This window comes from Chryseobacterium sp. c4a (assembly GCF_009900745.1).
In the GTDB taxonomy this organism is placed as follows: domain Bacteria; phylum Bacteroidota; class Bacteroidia; order Flavobacteriales; family Weeksellaceae; genus Chryseobacterium.
On the sequence record NZ_WXVU01000001.1, the window covers coordinates 87,335 to 100,115 of the forward strand.

Annotated in this window: 14 protein-coding genes; 9 read left to right on the forward strand and 5 right to left on the reverse strand. The window is 34.3% G+C overall.

Translation table 11 applies throughout. The annotated features are described in order from the left end of the window. The first annotated feature begins 13 nt into the window (after positions 1 to 13). Together GTR01_RS00390 and GTR01_RS00395 are read left to right on the forward strand one after the other, a co-directional pair. A complete protein-coding gene (locus GTR01_RS00390) occupies positions 14 to 1,000 on the forward strand; it encodes an SPFH domain-containing protein (protein ID WP_160135915.1) in 987 nt (328 codons plus the stop codon). Between the two features lie 6 nt (positions 1,001 to 1,006). Next, positions 1,007 to 2,083: a hypothetical protein gene (locus GTR01_RS00395; RefSeq protein ID WP_160135916.1), complete on the forward strand. Its 1,077-nt coding sequence runs from the start codon at positions 1,007 to 1,009 to the stop codon at positions 2,081 to 2,083. A gap of 274 nt (positions 2,084 to 2,357) precedes the next feature. On the opposite strand, the gene GTR01_RS00400 is transcribed toward GTR01_RS00395, so the two are convergent. Both GTR01_RS00400 and GTR01_RS00405 read right to left on the reverse strand, forming a co-directional pair. Then, positions 2,358 to 2,693, reverse strand: coding sequence for a DUF3276 family protein (locus GTR01_RS00400; protein ID WP_002976288.1), 336 nt, complete (start codon positions 2,691 to 2,693; stop codon positions 2,358 to 2,360). A gap of 99 nt (positions 2,694 to 2,792) precedes the next feature. After that, positions 2,793 to 4,454 carry an ABC transporter ATP-binding protein gene (locus GTR01_RS00405; protein WP_160135917.1) on the reverse strand — a complete coding sequence of 554 codons (1,662 nt, stop codon included), beginning with the start codon at positions 4,452 to 4,454 and terminating at the stop codon, positions 2,793 to 2,795. Between the two features lie 91 nt (positions 4,455 to 4,545). Here GTR01_RS00405 and GTR01_RS00410 point away from each other — a divergent pair, with 91 nt between their 5' ends. The 5 genes from GTR01_RS00410 to GTR01_RS00430 all read left to right on the forward strand — a co-directional run bounded on the left by GTR01_RS00410 (position 4,546) and on the right by GTR01_RS00430 (position 8,382). Next, the gene (locus GTR01_RS00410) at positions 4,546 to 5,451 is read left to right on the forward strand and encodes a transcription antitermination protein NusB (RefSeq protein WP_160135918.1); all 906 of its coding nucleotides are present in this window, start codon (positions 4,546 to 4,548) and stop codon (positions 5,449 to 5,451) included. Between the two features lies 1 nt (position 5,452). After that, positions 5,453 to 5,962 (forward strand): DUF1573 domain-containing protein, encoded by a 510-nt coding sequence (locus tag GTR01_RS00415; protein ID WP_160135919.1) that lies wholly within the window; start codon positions 5,453 to 5,455, stop codon positions 5,960 to 5,962. A gap of 10 nt (positions 5,963 to 5,972) precedes the next feature. Then, the gene (gene yajC, locus GTR01_RS00420) at positions 5,973 to 6,338 is read left to right on the forward strand and encodes a preprotein translocase subunit YajC (RefSeq protein WP_160135920.1); all 366 of its coding nucleotides are present in this window, start codon (positions 5,973 to 5,975) and stop codon (positions 6,336 to 6,338) included. A 136-nt stretch (positions 6,339 to 6,474) separates the two neighbouring features. Continuing rightward, the gene (locus GTR01_RS00425; RefSeq protein WP_160135921.1) at positions 6,475 to 7,209 is read left to right on the forward strand and encodes an SDR family NAD(P)-dependent oxidoreductase; all 735 of its coding nucleotides are present in this window, start codon (positions 6,475 to 6,477) and stop codon (positions 7,207 to 7,209) included. A gap of 327 nt (positions 7,210 to 7,536) precedes the next feature. Further along, positions 7,537 to 8,382 carry a mechanosensitive ion channel family protein gene (locus GTR01_RS00430; RefSeq protein WP_160135922.1) on the forward strand — a complete coding sequence of 282 codons (846 nt, stop codon included), beginning with the start codon at positions 7,537 to 7,539 and terminating at the stop codon, positions 8,380 to 8,382. Positions 8,383 to 8,462: 80 nt separating this feature from the next. On the opposite strand, the gene GTR01_RS00435 is transcribed toward GTR01_RS00430, so the two are convergent. After that, on the reverse strand, positions 8,463 to 9,008 hold the full coding sequence (locus GTR01_RS00435) for a hypothetical protein (RefSeq protein ID WP_160135923.1): 546 nt from the start codon (positions 9,006 to 9,008) through the stop codon (positions 8,463 to 8,465). Between the two features lie 158 nt (positions 9,009 to 9,166). Here GTR01_RS00435 and GTR01_RS00440 point away from each other — a divergent pair, with 158 nt between their 5' ends. Together GTR01_RS00440 and GTR01_RS00445 are read left to right on the forward strand one after the other, a co-directional pair. After that, on the forward strand, positions 9,167 to 9,739 hold the full coding sequence (locus GTR01_RS00440) for a Crp/Fnr family transcriptional regulator (RefSeq protein WP_160135924.1): 573 nt from the start codon (positions 9,167 to 9,169) through the stop codon (positions 9,737 to 9,739). Positions 9,740 to 10,044: 305 nt separating this feature from the next. Then, a complete protein-coding gene (locus GTR01_RS00445; RefSeq protein ID WP_160135925.1) occupies positions 10,045 to 11,313 on the forward strand; it encodes an adenylosuccinate synthase in 1,269 nt (422 codons plus the stop codon). 23 nt (positions 11,314 to 11,336) lie between these two features. Here the strand turns inward: GTR01_RS00445 and GTR01_RS00450 are convergent, their stop codons facing one another. Together GTR01_RS00450 and GTR01_RS00455 are read right to left on the reverse strand one after the other, a co-directional pair. Next, the gene (locus GTR01_RS00450) at positions 11,337 to 11,933 is read right to left on the reverse strand and encodes a hypothetical protein (RefSeq protein WP_160135926.1); all 597 of its coding nucleotides are present in this window, start codon (positions 11,931 to 11,933) and stop codon (positions 11,337 to 11,339) included. A 28-nt stretch (positions 11,934 to 11,961) separates the two neighbouring features. Beyond that, positions 11,962 to 12,687: a DUF6438 domain-containing protein gene (locus GTR01_RS00455; RefSeq protein ID WP_160135927.1), complete on the reverse strand. Its 726-nt coding sequence runs from the start codon at positions 12,685 to 12,687 to the stop codon at positions 11,962 to 11,964. Positions 12,688 to 12,781: the final 94 nt, after the last annotated feature.

The following is a 12,781-nucleotide window of genomic DNA, read 5'->3' on the forward strand; positions in this document are numbered from 1 at the left end:
AAAACATAAATAAATGGGAATATTTGATTTTATAAGAAACGAACTTATAGAAGTTATTGAATGGGTAGACAATACTACTGATACAGTACTTTGGAAATTTCAGGATAACGGAAATACTATAAAAAACGGAGCAAAACTTACCGTACGTGAAAGCCAGGTTGCTGTTTTGATGAACGAAGGAGAGTTCGGAGATGTATATGCTGCGGGGCTTCATACACTTGCTACGAATAATATGCCTGTTATCACTACTTTGGAATCCTGGAAATATGGTTTTAATTCTCCATTCAAAGTAGATGTTTATTTTGTCAGTACCAAACAGTTTACCAATTTAAAATGGGGAACTTCTTCTCCTGTTATCATGAGGGATTCAGAGTTGGGACAGATCCGGTTAAAATCATTCGGAAACTTTGCGATAAAAATTCATGATCCCAAGAAATTTATTACTGGATTTACGGGAACAAATTCTTACGTAAAAGTGGATCAGGTTGAAGAAACCCTCAGGAATATTATTGCAAGCAAGATGGCGGAAGGATTTGCCGAAGTAAATGTTACTGTTTTGGATTTAACAAGTCAGTTTTCTGAGCTGAGCGAAAAATTAATGCCTGTTTTCCGTAATGAGTTTGAGGCTTATGGAATCAGCCTTGAAAAGTTTTTTATAGAAAGCGTTTCTCTGCCTGATGAAGTGGAAAAAATGTTCGACAAAAAAACTCAGTTGAATATGCTGAAAGGCAATCTCGATGATTTTAATAAAATGCAGGCCGGAATTTCACTGGAAAATATGTCTGATAATGGTGAGGCCGGTAACATAATGGGAATGGGAGCAGGAATATTGATGACAAATGTTTTAAACCAGTCTGTTCAAAGCGCCCCAGGTGTCTCCTCGAAAAATAAAACCGAACTGATGGATATTCTGAAGCAGTTAAATGATTTAAAAACACAGGGTATTATTACAGAAGAAGAATTTACCCAAAAAAAACAGGAAATACTGAAACAATTATAGACTTCTATGGCAAATATAGTGGAGTATCCGTGTCCTAACTGCAACTCGGAACTCAATTTTGATTCGGAGCTTCAAAGTCTTAAGTGTTTACATTGTAAAACGATTGTTCCTATTACTGTGAGCAATAAGGTGATTTCAGAACAACAAATCAACGCGTTTTTAGATGCATCAAAATTACCTGCTACTGAGCTGAAAGAAGTTACTTTCCGCTGTTCAAAATGTGGAAAAGATAATATAAGTACAGAGAATATTGCTTTCTTCGAATGCCAGTACTGTAAAAATAATATCATTAATACAGACGGATATAGATCAAAACCTATCACTCCGGGATCTGTAATCCCTTTTGAGATTTCAAAAGAAGAAGCATTGGGTATTTTTCAGGAATGGATTGGTAAAGGCTTCTGGAATGATTCTGCTCTCAAGAGACAGGCTCTCAATGATAGAATGGAAGGATGCTATGTTCCGTTCTGGACATTGGATTCCCATACCGAAAGTGCATGGTCTGGAGAAGCCGGAACTTATTACTATGTAGAAGTAGAATATAAAGATTATAACGGAAAACAGAAGGTAAAAAAGGAAAAAAGAATACGGTGGCACTATAAGTCGGGATCTACCCAACAGTTTTTTAATGATATGCTGCTGTCCGGATCGAAAGAGTTTGATCAGGCAACGGTGGAGACAATCTATCCTTTTGATATGAATAAACTGAAACCTTTTAATCCGGAATATTTATTGGGCTGGAGTGCTAAAGCTTACGATGGAGATCTTGCTCAGGCCTACAATTTTTTTCATCAGCATATAGATGCCAAAATCCGAGATGTGTGTATCAATCTTTTAAAAGAAGATACCTACAGAGGGTTGTCTATACAGACGACATATTTTAATGAGACCTATAAACATATGGTTCTTCCAATATGGTATTGCCATTATCTTTTTAAAGGGAAATCTTATTTTTATATGATTAATGGGCAGACCGGTAAAATTGATGGGAAAAAACCACTTTCCAGTATTAAGATCATTTTTACAATAATGATTATTCTAGCTATGATTGCAGGGCTGATTATTATAGGAAGGCAAAAATAAATCTAGGGAAGGTGCTTTTGTAGCAATTCAAAAGCTATAGATAAATTAATAGCAAAGGCGATGCAACTCTAAACCTAACAGGTTTTAAAAACCTGTTAGGTTTCAATTAAGATTTTTTTGAAATACAAGTCTCTACACGGATATTCCTTTCCCTAATTATATTTTTCAATAATTTTGCCATAAGCCATAAGCCATAAGCCATAAGCCATAAGCCAACTTCAGGGCATAAAAAAAGCATCTTTTTCAGATGCTTGTGTTTTTAGATATTCTTTTTTTAAACTTCGTCGTCAGAGTCTATTGTATAAGATCTGCTTTTGAAATCTTTGTCATGTTTTTCTGAAATTACATCCTCACCCTTTTCATTAATGATGAAATCTGTGGACTCATTAAACATCTCCTGAAAACTCTTAAAATCTTCCTTGTAAAGGTAAATTTTATGCTTCTCGAATGTAGCTTCCCCATTCTCTCCGAAATTCTTCTTACTCTCTGTAATTGTAAGATAATAATCTCCTGCTTTCGTCTCGCGCACATCAAAGAAATAAGTTCTTCTCCCTGCTTTTAACACCTTCGTGAAAATCTCATTTTCATGGCGTTCCTTGTATTCACTCATTGTTAGATATTTTTTAATCTTGTTAAGAACAAATATAAAAGAATTCTTTTAATCACAAAATTTTTTTTATGATTTATTTAACAATTAGGAACGAAACCGCTATGCGGTTACAGAATTAGCAATTTCGGTTAGGTTGATGATTTGGTCTGCTTTTTGAGCGCTAGACTCTCTGTGTGTGATAATTATGGATGTCGCATTACTGATTTTTCGATCAATATTTTCAAGGATATTCTGCTCTGTTTCGGTGTCTAAAGCAGACAAAGAATCATCAAAAATTATGATATTTGGGTCTTTAATCAGGGCTCTGGCAATACAAATTCTTTGCTTTTGTCCTCCCGAAAGCATGACCCCGCGTTCACCAACAAGTGTTTTATATTGCTCCTTAAACTCAACAATATTTTTGTGAACATCTGCAATCTGAGCATACTCAATTACTTTTTCATGCGATGGATGATCAATGGCAAATCCGATATTATTTTCAATAGAATCTGAGAATAAATAACTCTCCTGAGGAATATATCCGATGAAGTTTCGATAATTCTCCAGATTATGCTCTTTCAGATTTTTACCATCAATCAGGATTTCTCCTTCAGTAGGGTCTATCAGTCTGCATAAAAGAAGGGCAATGGTAGATTTTCCACTTCCGGTTTTTCCCATAATGGCTAAGGATTCTCCGGCTTTAATTTTAAAGCTTAAATTCTCCAGCGCTTTAATTCCTGTATTAGGATAAACATACGATACATTTCTGAATTCTATATCTCCTTGAATAGGATACTTCTCAAAGTTGGTATTGACGATCTCAGACCTTTTATCCATGAATTCATTGATTCTTTGCATAGAAGCCTCAGCTCTTTGATTCACAGAAGTTACCCATCCTACCATAGAGAAAGGGAAAATCAAAGTATTAATATACATGAAGAAATCAGCAATCTTACCAATGCTTAATTCTCCTGCAATGTATTTTGTTCCTCCGATCCAGATAATGGCAACATTCAGTAAGCCGATAACAAACAGAATGATGGTAAAGAAGTAAGCTTCTGTTTTGGCAAGATCCAAAGCCTTATTCTGATAATCGGTAACTTTAATTCCGTAGTTTTTTTCAATGTATTTTTCTCTTGCGAAAAATTTCACCACACGGATCCCTGAAAAGCTGTCCTGTACAAAAGTGGAAATTGCAGATTGGCTTTTCTGCATGATCTTCGACTTTTTATTGATAATGGAGCTTACTTTATAGATGGCAAAAGATAAAATCGGAAGTGGCAATAAAGTCCATAAAGTCATGGAAGCATCCGTTTTTACCATATAAATAGCTGTAATCAGAACAAGAACAATAAGGTTGGCGACATACATTACGCCTGGCCCAAGGTACATTCTTACGGCTACTACATCTTCACTTAACCTGTTCATCAGGTCTCCGATGGTAGTCTGTTTATAATCCGTTAAAGATAAATCCTGATAGTGTCTGTAAATTTTATTCTTTAGCTCGTATTCAATTCTTCTGGAAGCAACGATGATTGTTTGTCGCATCATAAAAGTGAAGAATCCGGTTAAAAGTGAACATCCTACAATAATTCCAACATAGATAAGTACCTGCTGATTGAAACCAAGATTTCCGCCTTTGGTAAGTTCGTCTACAGATTTTCCTACAAACTGAACTTTATATATATTGAAAAAATTACTGGCAATGATGAATAATACCCCCCAAAACAAAAGTATCTTATGTTTCCAAAAATAAGGGTTTAAGGTTTTTAGCGCTTTCATATAGTTTTACAAAATTACAAAAATGTCATCAGACTACGAATTCCATCAATTTTAAATTTTGTATCTTTGCACTCATTAAAAAGCTCTTTGAATGTTAGGAAGACGACAAATCCGTGAAAAAGTAGTACAGGCTGTGTATTCATACTATCAGAACCCTGTGAAATTTGATGTTTTAGAGAAGAACATGTTCGCTGGAATAGAGAAAATCTATTATCTCTATATCTATCAGCTTAATTTTTTAGTAGGTCTAAAAGAATTAGCTGAGCATCAAATTGAAATTGGTAAGAATAAATTTCTTAAAACCGATGCTGATATTAATCCTAACCAAAAATTCATCAACAACCAAGTATTGCTTAAACTGGAAGAAAATCCAGAGAGATTATTCTTCACAGGTCAGCACAAGCAGCTGAAGTGGGATATGCATGATGATCTATTGGTGAAAACTTTCCAAAGAATTACTGCAGGAAAACGTTATCAGGATTTCATGAAAGAAGAAGGATTTACTTTTGAAGAAGATCAGAAGTTTATCGGGAAATTATTTTTAAGATATATTGCTGAAAATGATGATTTCCATGATTATCTGGGAGATAAAGAACTTTCATGGTACGACGATATCCATATCGCGAATTCTATGGTTCAAAAAACAATCGGATTCCTAAGAGAAGATGAAGAAAGCAGAACTTTGATCAAAATGATTAAAGATGAAGATGATAAAACTTTCGCAGCTAAATTATTGAAAGATACCCTAAACAATTGGGAAAACAATGAGAAAAAGCTGGAAGAAAGATTAGAAAACTGGGATTTGGAAAGAATTTCCCTAATGGACAAAGTGATCTTGTCAACAGCTATTGCTGAACTTGATAACTTCGCCTTCACGCCTTCAAGAGTTATTATTAATGAATATATCGAGATCGCAAAAGTGTTTGCAACAGATCGTTCAAATATTTTCATTAATGGTATTTTAGATAAATATTGTAAAGATCAAAATAGAATATAAAATGAAAAAGACGTTATCAATTATCGCCTTGTCAATTATAGGCTTTGGATTAGTTTCTTGTAAAAAAGAAAACAAAGAAACGCAAAGCCCTGAAGCTGTGGCTACTGATTCTGCAGCTGTAGGAACTCCGGCAACTCCTGATTCTGCTGCTGCCTCTGTAACAGGAGAAGCTCCTGCTGCCCCTGTTTCTAAAGAACCATCTACTTCTATCGCTTTATCTGAAAGTAACTTCAACTTTGGAAAAATCAAAAAAGGAGATAAAGTAGAGCATGTGTATGAAGTAACCAATACAGGAAAAAATCCATTAGTGATTTCTGAAGTAAAGCCTGGATGTGGATGTACAGCTCCTGATTTTACAAAAGAGCCTATCATGCCGGGTAAAAAAGGAAAAATTACATTGCATTTTGACTCTTCAAACTTTGATGGAAACGTTCAGAAGTATGCAGATGTTTATGCAAACGTAGAAAAAGCTCCAATCAAATTAACGTTCACAGCGGACATTCAACCATAATTAAAAAAATATGTTGACATTATTTTTACAGGCGCAGCCACAAGGTTCTTCATCGATGATGCTGATCATGATGGGTGCGATGTTTGTAGGGTTTTATTTCCTGATGATCAGACCTCAGATGAAGAAGCAGAAACAGGAAAAAAACTTTCAGGAAACCCTTAAAGTAGGAACTAGAGTAGTCCTTACTTCTGGTCTTCACGGAAGAATTGCTCAGGTTCAGGATGACGGGTTTGTTATTGAAACATTATCAGGAAAACTGAAGTTTGAAAAAGCTGCTGTTTCCAGAGAAATGACGGAAAACCGTTTCGGAGATAAAGCAAAAACAGCTGAAAAACCAGCAGATAAAAAAGAAATTGAAACTGAAGAAAAGAAATAATCTAATTCAGTCTGAAAATAGTTAGCTGCGGCGGGTGAACTTTGTTCACCCGCCGCAGCTTTTTTATACGGTTTTCTTTGTAATTAAGTGAAAACATTAGTGAAATTAATGTTTAATAAAAAATTATCTTTGTCTCATGAATCAAAACACAGGCAAAACCGTTCTCATTTTAGGAGCCAATTCAGACGTAGCAAAACAATGCATGATCCAATACCTTGAAAAAGGATTTTCTGTAATGGCTGCTTCCAGAAATACAAAATCCCTTGAAGAGTTTATCATTTCAAACAATCTGGATCCAAAAAGAGTAACCGTGCTGTATTTCGATGCCGCAGATTTTGATTCTCACCAACAGTTTTATAATGATCTTGCTGTAAAACCTCATATTGCTGTATATTCGGCAGGTTTTCTGGTGGATAATCAAAAGGCTTTGAGAGACTTTAAAGGAGCTAAACAAATGATGGAAGTTAATTATATGGGTGGAGTTTCTATTCTCAACATGATTGCGATGGATGAAAGCAATAAAAACCTGGAAAGAATCATCGGTCTATCTTCCTTATCCGGAGTGAGAGGCAGAAAAAGTAATTTTGTCTACGGAAGCACGAAGGCTGCATTCACCCAATATCTGGCGGGATTAAGACAGGAATTAGCTTCCAGAAAAATAAAAGTCAATGTTTTGGTGATAGGATACATCAGAACGAAGATCAATGAAGGGTTAGAACTGAATGAATCTTTGATCATGGAGCCGGATTATGTAGCAAAGTTTATTGTTAATGCAGGTAATTCCTTTACTATTGTTCCTAACTTTAAATGGAAGATTATTTATCATATTCTGAGACTTTTACCAGAAAGCCTGGCTGCAAAATTGCCTTAATTCTTTAATTTTTACTGTTCAAAATTTATTTTAAGGAAGATTTTTTCCCTGAAAAGAGACTTCGGTATTTTTTTTGTAATGATACTCCCGAATTATTCTTCCTGGCAAGATTCAATTTCTAAAATGATCATTGAGTAAGCGGAAACAATCTGTTCTGCTGTCAATCTATTGTAAAAACATTTAACTATTGATTTTAACTTCCAAAGAGTTAAGGTTAATTTTTTTTTTTTTGAAAAAACAAGACTTTCTATTCAGAATTCATTTTTAAAATCTTGTAAAACAGGAAGGAATACCTATAATGATATATAAAAATAAGTAGTATAAAAAATGGACGATTTACAATTGAACAACATTCAAAAGCATTGGGACACCTTAATAACCTCAGCCATTTCATGGGCTCCGAGAATCTTTACGGCAGTGGTCTCTGCATTATTGATTTATCTGATCGGATCATGGATGATCAGAATGATTAAGAAATTGGTGGCAAAAGGTTTCAAAAAACGTAATATGGAAGCTTCTTTACAGCACTTCCTGCTTAATATTATCAATTGGGGACTTAATATTCTTCTCTTTATTGTAGTGGTAACCCAATTAGGAGTGCAAACTTCAGCTTTTGTAGCCATGATTGGTGCTGCAGGTTTAGCGGTAGGTTTGGCATTACAGGGATCATTGACGAATTTCGCAGGTGGTATTCTTATTTTGCTGTTAAAACCTTTTAAAATCGGAGACTTTATCTCTACAAGCACAGGGGTTTCCGGAACAGTACAGGCCATCGATATTTTCCATACAAAACTGATTACACCACAAAATCAATTGATTATTATTCCTAATGGAGTTGTTTCTAATAATAGCATTACCAACTTTACTCAGTTAGGAACTAGAAGAACATCATTGGATATTGGAGTAGCTTATGATGCAGATCTTAAAAAGACTAAAGAGGTTTTAATGGGAGTCATTATTAAGAATCAATATGCGCTTACAGATCCAGCTCCGCAGGTAATGGTAACAACACTCGGCGATAGTGCCATCAATTTATCAGTTAGAGTAAGTGCATTAACTGAAAACTTCTGGAAACTGAATGAAGAACTTATCATCGATTGTAAAGAAGCCTTAGATCAGGCCGGAATTGGTATTCCTTTTCCACAGAGAGATGTGCATGTTTACAACAAATAGTTCTCTGCTATGATTTAAAAATTATAAAAAACTCCTGTATTCAAAGCGATGCAGGAGTTTTTATTATAAGATGATACCCTTTACTTTTCTTTCTTTGAGTATTGTTCAAGGAAACTTGTGAATGTTTTATAATCATTTTCCTTAAAGTCTTTTTCCGAAAAAACAAAATTGATATTGCTGTTGATACTACTCAGAATAAGGTATTTGTCAACGAGTTTATAGCTGGTTTTGCTCCAGATACTACCTATTGTACTCAATGAATTCTCAATAGTAATATTATCTTTATTAAGAATTATAAAACTGGCTTTTTCATCTTTTTGTTTAAAATCATTGATCTGTGCTTCCAAAGATTCATAAAACGTCTTTTTACGTGCAAAATATTGATATAGAAGTAAGAAAATATAACCAATAAAAATAACACCAGCATATTTAAAAACAGTGGAAGCGGGATTATTTTGAATGAAATTTAAACGGGAAAAACCAAGTGACAGAAATAACAAAGCATAAAATATTGCTTTTTTAAGTTCTGTAAACCCTTTTTTCCAGCTATACTGAAAGAAAAATTTTTGATGTTCTCGCTCCCTATTTTCATTAAAAGGAAGTTCTAGTTTTATAGATTCATTCATTGGCTAAAGTTTTGAGCGTAAAAATATAGAAATTAATCAATATTTTCTGACAACCCAGGAATCTTGATCAGGTTAATTTCGTTTTTTGTCAAATGACAATTGTTTTTACATTCTACTTTTATACCTTTATATTTCCGCAATCTGTGGATAAATATAATATGGAAGAACTTTTTAATTACATCAAAAAATTTGGATTACTGAATGCACAGGATGAACTTCTGATTACAGAAGGAATTCAGGAAACCTCTGTGAAGAAAGGAGAGATTTTCGTAGAAGCAGGTAAGGTGAGCCAAAAAATTGCTTTTGTAAAAGAAGGGGTATTCCGGTCTTTGTATTACAATAAAGAGGGTGATGATTTTACCCGATATTTTATCTATGAAGGTCGTTTTATTGGAGACTTTCAGGGATTTACAGATCAGCTTCCCGCTCACGAATATATAGAGGCAATTACAGATGCTGTATTACTTGTTATTGATCTTAACCATTTTAAAATATTAGAGGAAAAGATTGCAATTTGGCCGGTGCTGTTTGCAAGAATTCATGGGTTTGTCGCGGAAAATAAACTTAAAGTAGCGAGCATTATGCTTAACCAGGATGCAAAATCACGGTATATTCATTTTCTAAATCATTATCCGGGGCTTGCCAACAGAGTTCCACAATCGATGTTGGCTTCTTATTTAGGAGTAACCCCTTCATCGTTGAGCAGAATCAGGAGAACGATCAATGAGTAACGTGCTGCTCTTATAGTAAAATATAAAATAGGGTTTTAAAGATCAAGATCTAATATCAATGATCTTATTCTTTTTCAACTGAATAAACTTTACATACGAAGTGTCCATTCAATAGGAACGGGCTTTAGCCCGTTTTATCATATCATAAAAATTCCATTGGCTTTAGCCAAAACCTATTCAATACAAAAAAAACGGATTGGATTCCTAGATATTTGTATTATAAATTCCTACAAAACACGTTTTTGCCAAATGGCAATGGCCTCTCTTTCAAACTGTCATAGTTTTGTCCAATAAAAAATAATTATATGGATATTGTATTAGGACTTCAATGGGGAGATGAGGGAAAAGGAAAGTTTATTGATCTTATCAGTGAAAATTATGATATTGCAGCTCGTTTCAATGGAGGCTCGAATGCTGGACATAGCATTGAAAGAAACGGAAAGAGAATCACGCTTAAAATGATTCCTTCAGGTATTTTTATGCAGGGAGTACAAAACGTTATCGGAACAGGAACTGTTCTAGATCCTATAAGTTTTAAAAATGAAATTCTTAATCTAAAGAAATTTGACGAAACTCTTCAGCCGGAGAAAAACCTGATTATTTCTAAAAAGGCTCATTTTGTATTACCTACCTACAAGCTGATGGACGTTTTCATGGAAGAAAGCCCAGCTTATACAACTATTGGAACAACAAAAAATGGAATTGCTCAGGCGTATTCCAATAAAATTTTAAGACAAAACGTACGAATTGGAGATATGTATGCTCCTGATTTTAAAGAGAGAGTAGAACGTATTTTAGAAAGAGATTACAGCTTTTTGGCTGGTGAAGATATGGTTTTACCATCTTTGGAAGAGATTAGCAAAGAGTTTTTTGAAGCAGTAGAGTTTCTAAAGCAATTTAACTGTACAGAAACAGAACTGTTCCTTAATAAATCTTTGACAGAAGGAAAAACAATATTAGGAGAAGGGTCGCAGGCAACATTATTAGATATTGATCACGGCACTTATCCTTATGTAACTTCTTCTTCCACGATTGCGTCAGGAGCTTGCAGCGGATTGGGGATTTCTCCGAAAAAGATCGGTGAGATCTATGGTATTACCAAAGCATACTGTACAAGAGTAGGGAACGGGATATTTCCAACGGAGCTTTTTGATGAAATGGGTGAAGAAATCAGAATAAAAGGAAATGAGTTTGGTTCCAATACAGGACGACCAAGAAGAACTGGTTGGCTAGATCTTCCTGCTTTACGATACGCGGTCATGATTAATGGGGTTACCCAATTGGTTCTGACTAAAGCAGATGTTTTAAGTGGATTGAAATCAGTGGCAGTTTGTACTCATTACGAATTGGAAGATGGAACGGTTGAAATTACCGCAGGTACACTTCCTGAAAATGCTAAGCCAGTATTCAAGTGGTTAGATGGATGGAATGCTGATTTCTCAGTGATTACAGATCCGTCAGCACTTCCGGAAGAATTGATGAACTTTCTATCCTTTTTGGAACAGGAAGCGGGAGTTCCGGTAACTTACCTTTCTACAGGGCCGGGAAGAGAAGAGATTTTGAAAATGAAGTAAGTTGATATAAAGGTAAAGCGGGATTATTTCCCGCTTTTATTTTGTATTTCACAGTTCTGTAAGAATTCCAGATCAATATAATAATGGCTGGGAATGTATTTATCAAAATAGATTCTGGTGGATGAATGCTTGTCAATAATTTCTTTTAAAGTTATTTTGTCAATATTGGTGTAAGCGGTGAAGAGTATTGGAGCATTATCATTGATATATTCAACAGTTATTTTGGTCTTTACAAATTCAATATCATTTTTGTTATAAAAGATATTTACATAATCATTCTGGGTTTTTCCCACTCCAAAAACGAAACTTTCTATTACAGTCCTACTGAGATCTATCGTGCCGTAGATCTTATATCTTTTAATGTCATCAACGATGAGGTTTCTATTGAAATCCTTTAAAGAAAATCCTTCTTCCTCTTCATTGCTGCCTTTTGTAAAAATATAAAAATAGACAAGCGCCAAAATAGAAAGCCCACCCATAAAGTATTCAACTTTAAAAGATTCTGTTCTGTGTGTTCCTTTTATTTTTCCACCCATCCCGTGCATGAACATAAATAGCCCTACTAAGCCGGCAATAGTAATAGGGATTTCCCAAATTTTGAGTTTTCGTTTTTCTCTCATTAATGTAAAGTAAACTTATTTGAAAAGGTTAATAAGGTCTTCTTATACTATCATTTTTAACTCTGATCAAATGGTTGTCATTAAAGAAATTATAACCCAGATCAATCATTTTGAAGGTTTTATCTTCTAATTGAATTTTAAATATCTTACCATCAGTATTGATGCTGCGTCTATATAAATAGAGGTTTTTATAATCTTCATTGGTGGGAACAGGAAGGAGATATTTTCCTGTAAAAGGAAGGTTTCCGGAATATGAACTGATTGTTTTTGCTTTTAATAGCTCACTGAATAAATGAAATATTTCAGATTCCTTTAAATCAATAGTTTGTGTCCCAGATGTAAAATCGTAAACAGAAATAGGATCAGTTTTCAAAGTCTGTAGAGAAATATTCTGATAAAGATAGCTGATATTTCTGATCAATCTCCTCAGTTCAAAAGGAGATTCGCCACCATAATCATATACCGTTTTTATAATTTTTCCTTTTGAAATAAAAGTAATAGTGGAGGAAGCCATATCTGTCCAATTACTTGAATATTTCGGCTTTAAAGCATGAAAATCAACATATTTTAATTCATTAAAAATCTCTTTTGTAATTTGAGAGGAAACTTTCGAACTGAAAAAACCATTTTTGAGATTGTGTGAGTCTCCGTAAAATAAAAAATTGCCTTTATTGTCTATAACCGTCGAATTAGAAGGACAAGAACCATAGCAGGGAGACTTTGAAACAACAATTTTATCAATTGGTGGATTCATTTTCTCATAGGTCTTGCTTTTAAAAGGAATTAAGGTTATTAAATTTTTTTTCTTAGTCTCTAAAACTATCTTATTCTTGCTTAGTTCCACAATT